This is a genomic window from Pollutimonas subterranea (assembly GCF_002849655.1).
GTDB lineage: Bacteria > Pseudomonadota > Gammaproteobacteria > Burkholderiales > Burkholderiaceae_B > Pollutimonas > Pollutimonas subterranea.
The window spans coordinates 53,134-69,285 of sequence record NZ_PDNW01000017.1; the positions used below are offsets into that span (position 1 = coordinate 53,134).

Genomic DNA, 16,152 nt, shown 5'->3' on the forward strand with positions numbered 1-16,152 from the left:
GCCAGCAATGCAATCCAGCCAGTTATTGATCATCGGCGGCGGGCCAGGCGGCTATGTGGCCGCCATCCGCGCCGCGCAGCTTGGTATTCAAACCATTCTCGTCGAAGGTGAAAACGTAGGGGGAACCTGCCTGAATGTCGGCTGCATACCTTCGAAAGCATTAATACATGCGGCCGACGAGTTTCACAAGCTTTCGCGTTATGGGGCCGAATCGCCCATGGGCATACAAGCGCATTCCCCAAGCATCGATATTGTCCGTACGATTGCCTGGAAAGACGGTATCGTCAACCGCCTTACGGGCGGCGTGGCGGCCTTGCTCAAGAAGAACGGGGTGCAGGTCGTGAAGGGATGGGCGCGCATTATCGACGGTAAAACCGTCGAGGTAATGAATGCGCCGGCGGCTCAGGGCGGAAGCGGGTTGCGCATTTCCTGCGAGCATTTATTGTTGGCGACCGGATCAGAACCGGTCGAGTTGCCTTTCATGCCGTTCGGCGGGAGGGTCATCTCTTCCACGCAAGTGCTGTCGCCGGACAACTTGCCGGAAACGCTGGCGGTGGTGGGCGCCGGCTATATCGGGCTGGAACTGGGCATGGCGTACCGCAAACTGGGTGTCAAGGTCTGCATCGTCGAAGCGCAGGACCGCATTTTGCCCGCTTACGATGCTGAACTGGCAAAGCCGGTACTCGCCGCATTAAAGACGCTCGGCGTCTCTTTGCATCTATCGTGCCGCGTACTGGGCGTGGATGACGCGGGCAGCTTGCGTATCAAGGACTCGCAGGACAAGGAATCCGCACTGGCGGTTGATCAAGTCCTGGTCGCCGTGGGGCGACGTGCCCGCAGTTCCGGATTCGGCCTGGACTCTCTTCTGCTCGACATGAACGGGCCCGCAGTACAGATCGACGATCAGTGCAGGACATCGATGCGTGATGTCTGGGCTATTGGTGATTTGACCGGCGAACCCATGCTTGCTCATCGCGCCATGGCGCAGGGCGAGATGGTCGCCGAACTCATTGCTGGGAAACACCGCCGCTTCGTCCCGGCTTCGATTCCAGCGGTCTGCTTTACGGATCCTGAAATTGTGGTGGCCGGCCTGACGCCGGACGAAGCCAAAACGGCGGGTGTGGACGCTATCAGCGCCAGTTTTCCTTTCTCGGCCAATGGGCGGGCCATGACGCTGGAGTCCACCGACGGCTTTGTGCGCGTGGTGGCCCGGCGGGACAACCATCTGATCCTGGGGTGGCAGGCAGTGGGTCGCGGCGTCTCGGAACTCAGTGCCGCATTCTCGCAGTCGCTTGAAATGGGCGCGCGCCTGGAGGACGTCGCAGGCACCATCCATGCACATCCTTCCCTGGGCGAAGCCATTCAGGAAGCGGCGATGCGCGCACTGGGCCATGCGCTGCATGTTTAGTGCGCTACGCTACAATCTGAGCTCCATTCCGCAACGAGGGGCCCCATGATCAATACCACCTACACGCCCGGTGAACAGACAGAGCCCAGGCTCGACTATGTCATGTGCGCCAGTCCGGCCGGCACACATCGTATGGCGTATTGGGAATGGGGCGATCCCGACAATGACCGGGTATTGTTATGCGTGCACGGGCTCACCCGAACGGGCCGCGATTTCGACCTTTTGGCGCAGCGCCTGGCCAAGCGGTACAGGGTGGTTTGCCCCGATGTCGTGGGTCGCGGAAAGTCCGACTGGCTCATTAATGCGGCCAATTACGTCGTGCCGCAGTACGTCGCCGATATGCTCACCCTCATTGCGCGCTTGAAGCCCGTGCAGCTCGACTGGGTCGGCACATCCATGGGCGGCCTTATCGGCCTTGGGTTGGCGGGCGCGCTTGCCATGTCGACCGTGGTCAGGCCTAATCGCGGCATCTCCGGCTTGCCGGCGGAAAAGACCATCCCCCTGGGCAAAATGGTACTTAACGATATTGGACCCAAGCTAAGCTTTACAGGCTTGACCCGCATTGCCGAGTACGTGGGGGAACCCTTGAAGTTCGATACCTTCGAGCATGCCGTCAATTACGTGCGCACCGTGTCAGCGGGTTTCGGTAACCACGACCAGGCCGGATGGGAAGACCTTACCCGGCACGTCTTCAACAAACAGGACGATTGCTGGGTCAAGCACTACGACCTGCGAATTTCGGAGCCGTTTGCCGGCGAGTCCGAGTCCAAGATCCAGGCATCCGAAGCGATACTCTGGGCTGCCTACGAAAGCATTGCTTCGCCCATACTGGTCGTGCGCGGCGAAGAATCCGATTTGCTCACTGCTGAAGTGGCCACGGAAATGCTGGAGCGGAATCGGCATGCCAGCCTGCACAATGTGCCGAACGTGGGCCATGCGCCGACATTCCGCAGCGCCGATCAAATCGATCCGCTGATCGAGTTTTTGCTCGAAAATTAATCGGCGTACACTAAGAATTCCGACGGCATGTTGCCGTCGGTGTTCATTACCATTTGCAAGAGTGAATATTAACGTCGACCTGCATTCCCACTCCGTCGTCTCCGACGGCGTCCTTGCGCCAGCCGAGCTGGCTGCGCGCGCGCATGCCAACGGCGTGCAGCTGTGGGCCCTGACCGATCACGACGAGTTATCGGGCGTGGCCGAAGCGCGGCAAGCAGCGGTATCCCTGGGTATGTCCCATGTGTCGGGCGTCGAGGTATCCGTCACCTGGGGAAGGCAAACGATACACGTGCTCGGACTGGGCGTGGATGAAGCCGACCCCGGCCTCAATGCAGGCTTGGCCGAGATACGGGCAGGCCGCATCGTCCGGGCCAAAGAGATGGCCGACAGGCTGGAGGCCATGGGAGTGCCCGACAGCTATGACGGCGCAATGAAGTTTGCGGGCAATCCACTGTTGATCAGCCGGACCCACTTCGCCCGTTTCCTGGTGGAGCAGGGATACTGCAAGAACATGCAGGTGGTGTTCGATAAATATCTGGGCGAAAACAAGCCCGCCAACGTGAAGGTGCATTGGTCTACGCTGGAACAGGCTGTCGGCTGGATTGTCGGCGCGGGAGGCCGGGCTGCCATCGCGCATCCGGGCCGCTATAACTATTCGGCCATGCAATTCGATGCCTTGTTCGACGAATTCAAGGAACTCGGCGGCACCGCCATTGAGGTTATTACCGGCAGTCATACTCCGGCGCAGTACGTGCAATATGCCGATGTGGCGAGGCGTTACGGTTTCCTGGCTTCTTGCGGATCCGATTTCCACAGTCCCGCCGAAGCCCGGCTCGATCTCGGCGAACTTCCTTCGCTTCCATCCGACCTGACACCGGTCTGGCACGATTGGATCTGACCATGAACAAAGCCTTTGTAAAAGAATCCGAGAATGACGATGATGACGACCTCGGCCCCGAAGCGGTAAAGCTGCCCGCGGGCACGAAGAACTACATCACCACGCAGGGCTACCAGCAGTTGCGCGACGAACTCGCTCATCTGATCACTGTCGAACGTCCGTCGATCGTGCAGATCGTCTCGTGGGCCGCGTCCAACGGCGACCGGTCCGAGAATGGCGACTACCTTTACGGTAAAAAGCGATTGCGCGAAATCGACAGGCGCATGCGCTTCTTGACCAAGCGGCTCGAAATTGCCGAGGTCGTCGATCCCGCGGCCCAGCCGAATCGGGATCAGGTTTTCTTCGGTGCCACCGTTGTGTATTCAGACAAGGCGGGCGAAGAGTTCCGTGTCACCATCGTAGGGGTGGATGAGGCCGAACCCCTTGCAGGGAAAATCAGCTGGATTTCACCTGTGGCCCGGGCGCTGACCAAGGCGCGCGAAGGCGATACCGTCACCTTGCGAACGCCGGCCGGCATCGATGAACTGGATATTCTGGAAGTCCGCTACCCCTAGCGACGGGCAGGCCGGTACGATAATCCAACCTATGGTGCGCAATTAAAGCCGTTTGATACGCAAGCGGGTAAAATGGCGGGTCTCCCTTCTTTTGCCTGCGTCGTATCGTGAATCCTATCCAGTATCTTCTTGGCTCTTCTGTCTTGTCCTCGTTTCGCCGCGAGCAACTGCTGCAACGGTTTATTGAACTTGACCTGCCGGTTGCCGACATCAACGGCCGCTATGAACATTACGTGTGGAGCGACACCGTCCTTGCCGCGCCCGATCAATCCAAGCTTGAACAGCTTCTTGATTACGGCAGTATTGGCGAAGGGAACAAGGAGGGAAAGAGCGACTTGGTGCTGCGTGTCGTGCCGCGTTTCGGTACGGTGTCTCCATGGGCCAGCAAGGCGACCGACATTGCGCACAATTGCGGGCTGCAAGCCGTGCGGCGTATCGAGCGCGGTATTCGCTATACGCTGACGCCGGCGCGCGGGCTGTTGGGCGCCAAGACGATCGATGCGGAGCAATTGGCCAAGATTGCCGACTGCCTGCACGACCGCATGACCGAAACAGTGGTCGATGCAGACTTCAATGGCGAAGCCTTGTTTGCTTCCCTGCCAGGCAAGCCAATTCAAACCATAGACGTGATCGGTCAAGGGCATCAGGCCTTGGAACAGGCCAATCGCGAACTGGGCCTGGCGCTGTCCGACGACGAGGTCGAATATCTCGACGCGGCGTTCAAGCAGTTGGGGCGCAATCCCACTGATGTCGAGCTGATGATGTTCGCACAAGCCAATAGTGAACATTGCCGCCACAAGATCTTCAATGCGCAATGGGTCATCGACGGAGTCGCGCAGGAAAACACCCTGTTTGGCATGATACGCACTACGCATGCCGCGCAACCGGAAGGCACCGTGGTGGCATATTCCGACAATTCCGCCATCATGACGGGAGGGCCGGCGACGCAGTTCCACGCCGGAAAGATATCGTCCAGCGCCATCTACGAGCATCATGACGCTGTCGTGCACACCCTGATGAAGGTGGAGACGCACAATCACCCCACCGCGATCGCGCCTTTCCAGGGCGCCGCGACGGGGGCGGGTGGTGAAATCCGCGATGAAGGCGCTACTGGCCGCGGGTCCAAGCCCAAAGCCGGCCTGACCGGTTTCACAGTTTCCAACCTGCGCTTCAAGGATGCTCCCGAGCCCTGGGAATCGGATCCCCATGGTTCGCCCGACCGTATCGCAAGCCCGCTGGATATCATGATAGAGGGGCCTCTGGGCGGTGCTGCCTTTAATAACGAATTCGGCCGTCCCAACTTGCTCGGCTATTTCCGCACCCTCGAGCAAACGGCTGGCGGCACGCGCTGGGGCTACCACAAGCCCATCATGGTTGCGGGCGGCCTGGGCTCCATCGACGACCGCCTCACTCATAAAGATCCCATTCCTCCTGGCGCCTTGCTGATCCAGCTGGGTGGCCCAGGCATGCGTATTGGCATGGGCGGCAGCGCAGCGTCCAGCATGAGCGCGGGTACCAACAGTGCTGAACTGGACTTCGACTCCGTGCAGCGGGGCAATCCTGAAATCGAGCGACGAGCCCAGGAAGTCATCGATCGCTGCTGGCAGCAAGGGGAAACCAATCCCATCATTGCCATCCACGACGTCGGAGCGGGCGGCCTGTCCAATGCTTTTCCAGAGCTGGTCAACGATGCCGGACGCGGCGCGATTTTCGAGCTCCAGCAGGTGCATCTTGAAGAGTCCGGCTTGTCGGCCGCCGAGATCTGGAGCAACGAATCCCAGGAACGCTATGTCCTGGCCGTCTTGCCCGAAGATCTCGCTCGATTCGACCTGATCGCCAAACGCGAGCGCTGCCCCTATGCGGTGGTCGGGGTGGCCACGCAAGAGCGCCAGCTGCGTGTTACCCACGGCGAAGGCTTGCCGGGTGTTTCTCCGGCCAGCGCCATTCAGGAAGCCGCCGACATTCGACCCGTCGATGTGCCGATCGACGTCATCCTGGGCAAGCCGCCGCGCATGACGCGCGATGTGCAGCGCAAGGCCGCGGTGGGCGCCGAACTCGACATTACCGATATTGCGCTTGACGAGGCAATAAGCCGGGTGTTGCGCCATCCGACGGTGGCCAACAAGACCTTCCTGATCACCATCGGCGACCGTACGGTGGGCGGGCTTACCAGCCGGGACCAGATGGTCGGACCCTGGCAAGTGCCTGTTGCCGATTGCGCGGTCACCCTGGCCGATTACGAAAGCGTGCGGGGCGAGGCCATGGCCATGGGCGAGCGCACACCGCTGGCCATGCTCGATGCACCGGCCTCCGGCCGTATGGCTATCGTCGAAGCCCTGACCAACCTGGTGGCCAGTGATGTGCAATCGCTCAAGGACATCAAGCTTTCCGCAAACTGGATGGCGGCCTGCGGCGCGAGCGGCCAGGACGCGGCCCTGTATGACACTGTCTCGGCAATCAGCGACTGGTGCCGGCAGCTGGGCTTGTCCATACCGGTGGGCAAGGACTCGTTGTCCATGCGCACAGCGTGGTCGCACGATGGCGAGCCGCGCGAAGTGCTGGCGCCCGTTTCACTCATTGTCACGGCCTTTGCGCCGGTGGCCGACGTGCGCGCCACCCTGACGCCACAGTTGCGTACCGATGTCGGTGATACGGCGCTGATTCTTATCGACCTGGGCTTTGGACAACAACGCTTGGGCGCGTCCATCCTGGCACAGGCATTCAACCGTGTCGGCGTAACCGTGCCCGACATGACCGACGCACCGGCATTGATCGCATTCTTCAAGGTGCTGCGTCAACTGGCCGCCGACGGACTCATTCTGGCTTATCACGACCGTTCCGACGGCGGATTGCTTGCCACCGTCTGCGAAATGGCCTTTGCAGGACACGTCGGGGTTTCCATCAACCTCGATATGCTAACCATCGATCCGGTCGCCGCCGACTGGGGCGACTATAAGATCCGTTCCGAACAAATTTCAGTACAGCGCGATGAGCTCACGCTCAAAGCCCTGTTTGCCGAGGAGGCCGGCGCCGTTATCCAGGTGCCGCTGGCACAGCGTGATACCGTGTTGCAACAGCTGCGTGCCCACGGTTTGTCGGCGCACTCCCATGTGATAGGCAGCCTGAACAAGCAGGATGAAATTCAAATCTTCCGCGACGGCAACTGCATATACCAGAAGCCGCGCGCCGAACTGGGCCAGCAATGGAGCGAAGTCAGCCGCCGCATCATGGCACTACGTGACAATCCCGATTGCGCGCGGTCCGAATTCGATACCTGGAAAGACAGCGCCGATCCAGGCATGGCAGCCTTGGTGACCTTCAATCCCCAGGAAGACGTTGCCGCTCCTTTCATCGTTACCGGCAAGCGGCCCAAGGTCGCGATCCTGCGCGAGCAGGGCTGCAACAGCCAGGTGGAAATGGCCTGGGCCTTCGACAAGGCCGGTTTCGAAGCGCAAGACGTACACATGACCGATCTATTGTCGGGGCGAGCCCGCCTGGACGATGTGCAAGGGCTGGTCGCCGTGGGCGGCTTCAGCTACGGCGATGTACTCGGGGCGGGCGAAGGCTGGGCTCGGACCATACGCTATAACAATCAGCTGGCCGACCAGTTTGCCGCTTACTTCGGCCGGTCGGACACCTTTGCGCTGGGCGTGTGCAATGGCTGCCAGATGATGGCCGCGCTGGCCGGCATGATTCCCGGCGCAGAGCATTGGCCGCGCTTCACGCGCAACCAATCGGAAAAGTACGAAGCGCGCCTGTCGCTGGTTGAAATCCCCGAATCGCCTTCCCTGTTCATGCAAGGCATGGCCGGTACGCGCGTGCCGGTGGCCGTGGCGCACGGCGAAGGCTACGCGGACTTTTCGGCGCAGGGCGATCTTGCGAAAGTAAGAAGCGCACTGAACTATGTCGATAACCGGGGGCAGCGTACCGAGCAGTACCCGGCCAACCCCAATGGCAGCCCGCACGGGCTGACGGGTGTCACGACGGAAGACGGGCGTTTTACGGTCCTTATGCCTCACCCTGAACGCGTCACGCGAAATGTCATGATGTCCTGGGCTCCCGAACGATGGGGATCGCTGGATACCGGCGGTAAGGATTCGGCCCATGGCGGCTATAGCCCATGGCTGCGTATGTTCCGTAATGCACGGGTGTGGCTAGGATGATAGGTAAAGACCCTAGGTTCGCGTATAATCTCGCTTTGCACGGAGCTCGTTCATGCGTCTAATCAAAAAAGCGCTCACCTTCGACGATGTGTTGTTGGTGCCCGCGTACTCCGATGTATTGCCTCGCGATACATCGCTTGCCACCCGCTTTACCCGCGACATCATGTTGAATATCCCGCTGGTTTCGGCCGCGATGGATACCGTGACCGAATCGCGCCTGGCCATCGCCATGGCCCAGGAAGGCGGCATAGGCATAGTCCACAAGAATCTCACTGCCGATCAGCAGGCTCGCGAAGTGGCTCGCGTCAAGCGTCACGAATTCGGCATAGTGATCGATCCGGTCACCGTCACACCCACCATGAAGGTGCGTGATGCCATCGCCTTGCAGCGTCAACATGGTTTCTCGGGTTTGCCCGTCGTCGAAGCAGGCAAGTTGGTGGGCATTGTCACCAATCGCGATCTGCGCTTTGAAGACAGGTTGGATCTTCCTTTGCGCGACATCATGACGCCCCAAGATCGCCTGATCACCATGAAAGAGGGCGCAACGCTTGATGAAGCGCAATCGCTCATGCACAAGCACCGCCTGGAACGCGTGCTTATTGTGAACGATAAGTTCCAGTTGCGTGGCCTGGCTACCGTCAAGGACATCGTCAAGAACACCGAACATCCCAGTGCGTCCAAAGACAGCCAGGGCCAGTTGCGCGTTGGCGCAGCGGTAGGCGTGGGTGAAGGTACCGAGGAACGTGTTGAAAAGCTGGCCCACGCGGGCGTCGACGTCATCGTGGTCGACACGGCGCATGGCCATTCGGCCGGCGTTATCGAGCGTGTGCGCTGGGTCAAGAAAAACTACCCCAAGATCCAGGTCATCGGCGGAAATATTGCCACGGCGGCCGCGGCAAGGGCGCTGGTCGAAGCCGGTGCCGATTGCGTGAAAGTGGGCATCGGTCCCGGCTCTATCTGCACCACGCGTATTGTTGCCGGCGTGGGCGTGCCACAAATTACGGCGATTGCCGACGTGGCCAAGGCGCTTGACGGTACCGGCGTTCCCCTGATCGCAGACGGCGGCATCCGTTATTCCGGCGATGTGTCCAAGGCGTTGGCAGCGGGCGCCTCGGCCTGCATGATGGGTGGCATGTTCGCCGGCACCGAAGAAGCGCCGGGCGAGGTCGTCCTGTTCCAGGGGCGTTCGTATAAATCCTATCGTGGCATGGGTAGCCTGGGTGCCATGGCCGACGGTTCGGCCGATCGCTATTTCCAGGATCCCAACAACAATGTCGACAAGCTTGTTCCAGAAGGCATAGAAGGGCGCGTACCTTACAAAGGCAGCGTTATCGCCATCATCTATCAATTGATAGGCGGCATTCGCGCATCCATGGGTTACTGCGGTTGCGCCTCTATCGAAGAAATGCGCACCAAGGCCGAATTCGTGGAAATCACTTCGGCAGGCGTGCGCGAATCGCACGTGCACGACGTGCAAATCACCAAAGAAGCGCCCAACTACCGCGCTGAATAAACCAGCTCGTCCAGGCACTCGGCCAGCAGGCCGGGTGCCGACACCATCGCATCATGCCCCGTCTGTAGTTCCTTCCAGTCCCATCCTGTATTTTCCTTTGCCCATAGGCGCGAGCCTTCCACGGCAGCAAAGGAGGGCGTCGTGCAATGTATGTAAGTGCAGGGAAGCCCATTGCCCACAGGGTGATGCAGTTGCAGGGCAGTGTCGTAGGTTGCCAAAGGTTGGGGCGTCAATCGCGATTCAACAAAACCTACGTCTTCCGGTTCGAACAAGCCCAGGCTCTTGGGCTTGGGCGCGGGAAGCGATGGCTGCGGCTGCAGGGCTGCCATCGCGCGCAGCTTGTCCGTTACATCGGTCGGCAAGGTGTCGAAAGTGGAAACACCGCTGGGCAGGATAAACGCATCCAGGTACACCAGCTGCAGCAATCGTTCGGGCATGAGATCGGCCACGCCGGTAATAACCACCCCGCCAAAACTATGGCCCACTAAGGTCACGCGGCTTAGGTCTTCCCAGACCAGCACGTTGGCAATGTCCTGTACCAAGGTCTGCAGTGTGATGTCCGGACCCAATAAATGGTGACGTTCCCCCAGCCCGGTCAATGTCGGTGTATATACTTTGTGCCCTCTTGCGCGGAGGCGCTCCGCGACTCGGGCCCAGCACCAGCCACCGTGCCAGGCGCCATGTACCAGCACAAAGGTGCTGGGCTTAAACGCGTCAATGCTCATATAGGATGCCTTTCTTTTTATTGCCTAGTTTCAATAACAGATAGCTGCTTAGCAGTAGTCCGGCAGCCGCGAGCTTCAACGCGGAATCAAGCTCTGCCGAAAGGTATTCATGAGTCAAGCTGAAAACGATAGGTCCGGCAAGCTGCCCCGCAGCAAAGGATGCCGTCAGGGCGCCCATCAGCTTGCGCGCCTGGCCAGCGCCGGCGGCGGCCTGCGCTTCCTGCATGCCCAGCATCGTCACCACCATGAAGGTGCCGCCCACGCATACGGCGGCAATGCCGATGGCGAATAAGCTGGGCCAGACGCTGGGAAGCAATACGCCGGCCGCCATTATCAGTTGGGCCCCTGCCCAGACTGCGCGACGCGAGAATACGGCGGTCAGTCGGCCTGTGAGCACTGTTGACAACGCTGCAGCCAAGCCGAACAGCGGCCAGGCCAGGCCAAACAGGGTGGGATCAGCGACCAGCAGTTTCGCTTGCGCGGGCAAAAATGTGGCGGGCAATATATACCCGAACCCGAACAAGCCGTAGCACAGTATCAGATTCCAGTGGGTTTTCAGGATGGGGCGCGCCATGGCGGTGGCGGGGCTGGCGGCCGCGGTGGATTGCACCGTGACTGCTGCGTTTTGCGGCGCGGCAGGTGAAATCCATAAGCTGCGCGCAATCCAGGTTCCCAGCAGGGCGGCCACGCTAAGCACCAACCATGCATAAGACGACGAGACGGCAGCGATCGTCAATGCCATGCACAACAAACCCGCCAGAGCTATTCCGCTGCCCACGCCGGCAAAGACCACGCCCGCGCGGCGTGATTGCCCGAGTGCCGCCAGACGAGTCAGGCACAGCGACGAAGTGCTGACCAGGACCCAGGCGCTGGCGACACCGGCAAGAAACCGCCATGCCAGCCAGCTGCCCCAGCTATCGGTGATGCCCATGGCCGCGGTCGTCACGATTACCAACACCAGCCCCGCGCGTAATTGCACGGTGGCGGGCCAGGGCATGCCAGCCGCCATCAGGGCTCCTACCAGGTACCCGAGATAGTTCGCGCTGGCAAGCCAGCCACCTTCCGCGAGCCCGAGCCCGGCGTCGCGCTGCATCATTGGCAGCATGGGCGTGAACGCGAACCGCCCAATACCCATGGCAACGGCTAGCGCAATGAAACCGGAAAATGAAAGAACTGCGGCCGACTGCCTGGTTTGCATGGAGACTCCCTGTTACATCGAACTGTAGCCTTATTGCGCCATATCTTCCAGCGTAACGCTGCTCAATACGTTACATTAACGCCTTGCTTTCTTTTTTCCTTTTCTGCCATGCACCAGCGCATTCTTATCCTCGATTACGGCTCACAAGTCACTCAACTTATCGCTCGGCGCGTCCGCGACGCCGGTGTCTTTTGCGAAATCCATCCCGGTGACGTCGACAATGCCTTCATCGAATCGCTGGATGGCCTTAAAGGCATCATCCTATCGGGCAGCCACGCATCCGCCTACCACGAAGAATCCCTGAAGGTACCCACCAAGGTGTTCGAAGCCGGTGTGCCGGTTCTGGGTATTTGCTACGGCATGCAATCCATGGCGGCCCAACTGGGTGGCAAGGTCGAGTGGTCGGACCATCGCGAGTTTGGCTATGCCGAGGTACGCGCCCACGGCCATACACGGCTGCTCGATGGCCTGCAGGATTTCATGACCACCGAAGGCCATGGCATGCTCAAGGCATGGATGAGCCACGGCGACAAGGTTACCGCGCTGCCTCCCGGTTTCACGCTCATGGCGTCCACACCGTCGTGTCCGGTTGCCGGGATGGCCGATGAAACTCGCGGCTTTTACGGCTTGCAGTTTCATCCCGAAGTCACGCATACCACGCAGGGCGAAGCCATACTGGCCCGTTTCGTTACCGAGATCTGCGGTTGCGATCGTGACTGGAACATGCCGGACTACGTCGAGGAAGCCGTCGCCAATATCCGTGCCCAAGTCGGCAGCGAAGAAGTCATCCTGGGCTTGTCGGGTGGGGTCGACTCCTCGGTCGCGGCCGCCCTGATCCATAAAGCCATCGGTGACCAGCTGACTTGCGTATTTGTCGATCACGGCCTGTTGCGCCTGAACGAAGGCAAGCAAGTCATGGAGACCTTTGCCGATCATTTCGGCATAAAAGTGATTCATGTCGATGCCACTGAGCAATTCATGGGCAAGCTGGCGGGCGTATCCGATCCCGAAGCCAAGCGCAAGATTATCGGCCGCGAATTCGTTGAGGTTTTCCAGTCTGAAGCGGGCAAGCTGGCCAACGCCCGATGGCTGGCACAAGGTACGATCTATCCCGATGTCATCGAATCGGCCGGCGGCAAAACCGGCAAGGCCGTCGCCATCAAGTCGCACCACAATGTGGGTGGCTTGCCCGATACGCTTAACATGAAGCTGCTCGAACCTTTGCGTGAACTGTTCAAGGACGAAGTACGCAAGTTGGGCGTGGCGCTCGGCCTGCCGCCTCCCATGGTTTATCGTCATCCATTCCCGGGCCCGGGCCTGGGCGTGCGCATCCTGGGCGAAGTCAAGCATGAGTTCGCCGACCTGCTGCGTTCGGCCGATGCCATCTTCATCGAAGAATTGCGCAAGACCATCGACCCCATCAGTGGGAAAAGCTGGTACGACCTCACGTCACAAGCATTCGCCGTATTCCTGCCGGTCAAATCGGTGGGGGTCATGGGCGATGGTCGCACCTACGAGTACGTCGTGGCCTTACGCGCGGTGCAGACATCCGACTTCATGACTGCGGATTGGGCCGAGCTGCCTTATGCGCTGCTGAAGAAGGTGTCTTCGCGGATTATTAATGAGGTTCGGGGTATTAATCGGGTCACGTATGACGTGTCGAGCAAGCCGCCGGCTACGATTGAGTGGGAGTAGGGTTGTTGTAAAACTCCTTATAAATCATTGTGTTATATAGGTTTATTAAAGTAATTTATAAGGTATTGGTGCAGGACTAAGTGCTTTTGTTTTTGCGACCAATGCTGAACAGCAGTATCTCAATTGAGATGTGCGCAAGCAACCGTTCGCGTTACATCTAACTCCACGGAATTAGTCCCACAGCTTGTGGGACTAATTCGGAGCTGCCGATACCCACTACAAAACAGTACGTTTTCCAGCCATGGTCATATCAGCTGAATCGCACTTCCAGCTTCTTACCAAGAGCGGCTGCATATTTCTGAAGCGTAGCAATTGACGGGGAATGCTTGCCAGTGACCAGCGCATTTTCCAGCCGCGCTACAGCCGGTGCCTTGGTACCCATGCGTTCGACTACTTGGGCCTGCGTGAGCCCGGCTTCAGCCCGGGCCTTCAGGATAGTGTCCAGCATCGGCATTTCCTCGCGCTCGATGCGCTCGTACTCAGCACGTACGGCTGGATCGTCCATCATTTTTTTAATCAGTTCATCGGTAAGCGATCCACTATCCCCATGCTTCACATGCTTTGAGATTCATGGCAAGGTCTTCGTCGGTGGTGTTCCACGGTAACAGTTTTTCAATGTCGTCCACGTTACGCGCAAACGGCAATTGCTCCAGAACAAAGCGCAGCCAGGCATAGGGCTCCTTACCGTTGGCTTTGGCCGTTTCGATGAGCGAGTACACGACGGCACTGGCATGGGCGCCCGCTGGCGTATCGGCAAAGAGCCAGCCTTTACGACCGACCACAAACGGCCTGATGGAATTCTCACACAGGTTATTGTCGATGGGCAGGTCGCCTTGTTCGGTATAGCGGATCAGCTTGGGCCACATCTTGGCTAAATAAGCCAAGGCTTCGCCCAGTTTGCTTTTTGGGGTGATCCCGCCCAGGTGTTGATCCAGCCAGGCCTTCAAGTTAGCCAGGGCAGGCAGGCTTTTCTCCTGGCGCAACCGGTAGCGCTCATCACAGTTCATTTCTTTGGCGTCGCGTTCAATGGCGTAGAGTCGCGCAAATAAGGAGATCGCTTGATCAGCGCGTCCACTTTTACCTTTGGGCTGTGCGCGTTTGGCTTCAACAAACTTACGTCGCGCATGGGCCATACAGGCTAAATGTTCAACCCCGTTCTGGCGGGCGATGGCCCCATAGCCTTCGTAGCCGTCGGTCATCAGATACCCTTGCCAGTCTGCAAGCAGGCGCACGGGTACCGCCCCTGCACGGCGGGGATCATAATCAAACAGGACAACCGGTTTGTCGGGCGGGCCGGATCGCTGCACCCACATATAGCTCTTGGAGGACGGTGCTTTATCCGGTTCTTTGAGCACCTGCACGGTGGTTTCATCCATGTGGATGACACGCGCCTCTAACAGCGCATCGCGCAGCAGATTATGGATGGGCTGTAAGGCTTGCGCTATTTTAATGGCAGCGCGCGCCAGGCTTTGCCGGGGAACGGTCACGCCGTGGCGCTCTAGAACCGTGGCAAAGCGATTCAGTGGCAAGCCATCGGCGTATTTGACCGTGAGCAGCATGGCCAGCAAACCCGCCCCGAAGTTGCTGCGCGGCAGGACTTGGGCCGGTGCCGGCTGTTGTACGGGTTTGCTATCGCCCTTCGGGCAGGCATAGATGGGGCGCACGGTCTTGCGCACCAGGATTCTCATGGGAATGATATCGAGCTGTTCGCTGACGTCCTGACCGATCTGGGTCATTGACGTGCCGCATTCGCAGGTGCGCTGGGCCTGGGGCACGTCAATGACGTGTTCGACGCGAGGAAGATCAGGAGGCAGGGGCTGACGCTTACCGCGTTTGCGTTGATGCGCCACGCCCGTCAAGCTCGGCGCCCCGTCATGCGGGTCATCGAACTCGGGTCCGCCTGCCAGGAGTTCGGCTTCATTAAACAGCTGGCCCTGGGTTTCGCTGCTGGGGCCAAACTGGCGGTAGCGCGCCAGGCGCCAGTTTTCGATAATCTTTTGAACTTCTGCCGCGACGCCCTTGGCAATTTGTGTTTGAATTTCCTTTTGGATAACGCCATCCAGGGCGGCAAGCAATTGCTCGCGATCAGCCGCCAAGACGGCACGCAGCTCTTGGGCGGTGCGCGGCAGCGGGTCTGTTGGAACAGACTCGGGAAGCTTGATTTTTTGAAGCAGCGATGAGGGCAATACAGCATCGGAAGACATGCTGTATTATACCCCAATTACCTACGCAACGCTCTGATAACTCGCGGTTTTATGCGGTGCGCTGGCCCACAGATCAAAGCCTTCCAGCAACCACTCAAGCTCACGCAACGAGAGGCGATAGGTTCCCCGTTTGGAGGGGTTCTGGGGCCAGGCAAAGCGCTCTTGCTCCAGGCGCTTTTGCCATAAACAGAAGCCATTGCGGTGCCAATAAAGGATCTTGATGCTGGTGCGCCGACGGTTGATGAAGACATACAACGCCGGGGCAAAAAGGTTCAGCGCCAGGTCCTGCTCCACAATGGCCGCCAGCCCGTTGATCTGCTTGCGAAAGTCGACCGGTTCCCGATGCAGATGTACGGCGTGAATTTGGCATCCCGGGTGCATCATCGTTCTCGCGTGCTGGCATTCACCAGCGATGCCAGCCAGTGCGGATCCGGCAAGCCAGCCAGGCGCAGCTCCATACCTGCGGCCAGCCTCAGGGTGCATGCGATGTCTGTCGCGCGGTACGTATCAATCTCCAGCGCCACAAAACGGCTGCGTAGCGCGACCTGATCCGAGGGGGTCGTCTGCGCGTGAATATCCCCGCTTTTTAATCGATTGCGCCAGGCATAGAGCCGCTGTGCAACCAACCCTTCGCGCCGAGCATAGTCGGCGGTCGAAATACCTTCGGCGTCAATGGCGCTCAAGTGCGCCTGCCAGAATTCCTGTGTCTGCATTTCCTATTGCTCCTGATGTAAAACCAAAAGCAACAGAATGCCAAAGATGAGCTACGCCGACAATAATGGGGATGATGGATCG

At 59.3% G+C, this 16,152-nt stretch carries 13 protein-coding genes; 7 read left to right on the forward strand and 6 right to left on the reverse strand.

Features of this window, described 5'->3' with window-relative positions:
* Positions 1 to 7: 7 nt before the first annotated feature.
* The 6 genes from lpdA (at position 8) to guaB (ending at position 9,535) form a co-directional block, all read left to right on the forward strand.
* Positions 8 to 1,408, forward strand: a complete 1,401-nt coding sequence (gene lpdA, locus CR159_RS17010) for a dihydrolipoyl dehydrogenase (protein ID WP_102075167.1) — start codon at positions 8 to 10, stop codon at positions 1,406 to 1,408.
* A gap of 45 nt (positions 1,409 to 1,453) precedes the next feature.
* Entirely contained in the window at positions 1,454 to 2,407 is a 954-nt protein-coding gene (locus CR159_RS17015) for an alpha/beta fold hydrolase (RefSeq protein WP_233208370.1), read from the forward strand.
* 61 nt (positions 2,408 to 2,468) lie between these two features.
* Positions 2,469 to 3,305: a 3',5'-nucleoside bisphosphate phosphatase gene (locus CR159_RS17020; RefSeq protein ID WP_102075168.1), complete on the forward strand. Its 837-nt coding sequence runs from the start codon at positions 2,469 to 2,471 to the stop codon at positions 3,303 to 3,305.
* A gap of 2 nt (positions 3,306 to 3,307) precedes the next feature.
* Positions 3,308 to 3,859: a transcription elongation factor GreB gene (gene greB, locus CR159_RS17025; RefSeq protein ID WP_102075169.1), complete on the forward strand. Its 552-nt coding sequence runs from the start codon at positions 3,308 to 3,310 to the stop codon at positions 3,857 to 3,859.
* A gap of 107 nt (positions 3,860 to 3,966) precedes the next feature.
* A complete protein-coding gene (purL, locus tag CR159_RS17030; RefSeq protein ID WP_102075170.1) occupies positions 3,967 to 8,022 on the forward strand; it encodes a phosphoribosylformylglycinamidine synthase in 4,056 nt (1,351 codons plus the stop codon).
* A gap of 52 nt (positions 8,023 to 8,074) precedes the next feature.
* Positions 8,075 to 9,535, forward strand: a complete 1,461-nt coding sequence (gene guaB / locus CR159_RS17035; RefSeq protein WP_102075171.1) for an IMP dehydrogenase — start codon at positions 8,075 to 8,077, stop codon at positions 9,533 to 9,535.
* Here guaB and CR159_RS17040 read toward each other — a convergent pair.
* Complete coding sequence (locus CR159_RS17040) at positions 9,520 to 10,260, reverse strand: alpha/beta fold hydrolase (RefSeq protein WP_102075172.1); 741 nt, start codon at positions 10,258 to 10,260, stop codon at positions 9,520 to 9,522. The genes guaB and CR159_RS17040 overlap by 16 nt on opposite strands.
* Entirely contained in the window at positions 10,250 to 11,458 is a 1,209-nt protein-coding gene (locus CR159_RS17045) for a YbfB/YjiJ family MFS transporter (RefSeq protein ID WP_102075173.1), read from the reverse strand. The genes CR159_RS17040 and CR159_RS17045 overlap by 11 nt, the downstream gene beginning before the upstream one ends.
* 108 nt (positions 11,459 to 11,566) lie before the next feature.
* Between CR159_RS17045 and guaA the strand changes: the two genes are divergently transcribed.
* Positions 11,567 to 13,153 carry a glutamine-hydrolyzing GMP synthase gene (guaA, locus tag CR159_RS17050; protein WP_102075174.1) on the forward strand — a complete coding sequence of 529 codons (1,587 nt, stop codon included), beginning with the start codon at positions 11,567 to 11,569 and terminating at the stop codon, positions 13,151 to 13,153.
* A gap of 250 nt (positions 13,154 to 13,403) precedes the next feature.
* Here the strand turns inward: guaA and CR159_RS17055 are convergent, their stop codons facing one another.
* Genes CR159_RS17055 through tnpA form a run of 4 tightly spaced genes read right to left on the reverse strand, consistent with a single transcriptional unit; the run spans position 13,404 to position 16,070 of the window.
* Complete coding sequence (locus CR159_RS17055; RefSeq protein ID WP_439650569.1) at positions 13,404 to 13,658, reverse strand: helix-turn-helix domain-containing protein; 255 nt, start codon at positions 13,656 to 13,658, stop codon at positions 13,404 to 13,406.
* Positions 13,659 to 13,692: 34 nt separating this feature from the next.
* Complete coding sequence (tnpC, locus tag CR159_RS17060) at positions 13,693 to 15,357, reverse strand: IS66 family transposase (protein WP_102075176.1); 1,665 nt, start codon at positions 15,355 to 15,357, stop codon at positions 13,693 to 13,695.
* Positions 15,358 to 15,378: 21 nt separating this feature from the next.
* Complete coding sequence (gene tnpB / locus CR159_RS17065; RefSeq protein ID WP_102075177.1) at positions 15,379 to 15,741, reverse strand: IS66 family insertion sequence element accessory protein TnpB; 363 nt, start codon at positions 15,739 to 15,741, stop codon at positions 15,379 to 15,381.
* On the reverse strand, positions 15,738 to 16,070 hold the full coding sequence (tnpA, locus tag CR159_RS17070) for an IS66 family insertion sequence element accessory protein TnpA (RefSeq protein WP_102075178.1): 333 nt from the start codon (positions 16,068 to 16,070) through the stop codon (positions 15,738 to 15,740). The genes tnpB and tnpA overlap by 4 nt, the downstream gene beginning before the upstream one ends.
* Positions 16,071 to 16,152 lie beyond the last annotated feature (82 nt).

Bases quoted from the DNA above. Each gene is read 5' to 3' on its own strand.
- lpdA (WP_102075167.1), top strand. From the start codon at position 8: ATGCAATCCAGCCAGTTATTGATCATCGGCGGCGGGCCAGGCGGCTAT.
- CR159_RS17015 (WP_233208370.1), top strand. From the start codon at position 1,454: ATGATCAATACCACCTACACGCCCGGTGAACAGACAGAGCCCAGGCTC.
- greB (WP_102075169.1), top strand. From the start codon at position 3,308: ATGAACAAAGCCTTTGTAAAAGAATCCGAGAATGACGATGATGACGAC.
- guaB (WP_102075171.1), top strand. From the start codon at position 8,075: ATGCGTCTAATCAAAAAAGCGCTCACCTTCGACGATGTGTTGTTGGTG.
- CR159_RS17040 (WP_102075172.1), bottom strand. From the start codon at position 10,260: ATGAGCATTGACGCGTTTAAGCCCAGCACCTTTGTGCTGGTACATGGC.
- CR159_RS17045 (WP_102075173.1), bottom strand. From the start codon at position 11,458: ATGCAAACCAGGCAGTCGGCCGCAGTTCTTTCATTTTCCGGTTTCATT.
- guaA (WP_102075174.1), top strand. From the start codon at position 11,567: ATGCACCAGCGCATTCTTATCCTCGATTACGGCTCACAAGTCACTCAA.
- CR159_RS17055 (WP_439650569.1), bottom strand. From the start codon at position 13,658: ATGGACGATCCAGCCGTACGTGCTGAGTACGAGCGCATCGAGCGCGAG.
- tnpC (WP_102075176.1), bottom strand. From the start codon at position 15,357: ATGTCTTCCGATGCTGTATTGCCCTCATCGCTGCTTCAAAAAATCAAG.
- tnpB (WP_102075177.1), bottom strand. From the start codon at position 15,741: ATGATGCACCCGGGATGCCAAATTCACGCCGTACATCTGCATCGGGAA.
- tnpA (WP_102075178.1), bottom strand. From the start codon at position 16,070: ATGCAGACACAGGAATTCTGGCAGGCGCACTTGAGCGCCATTGACGCC.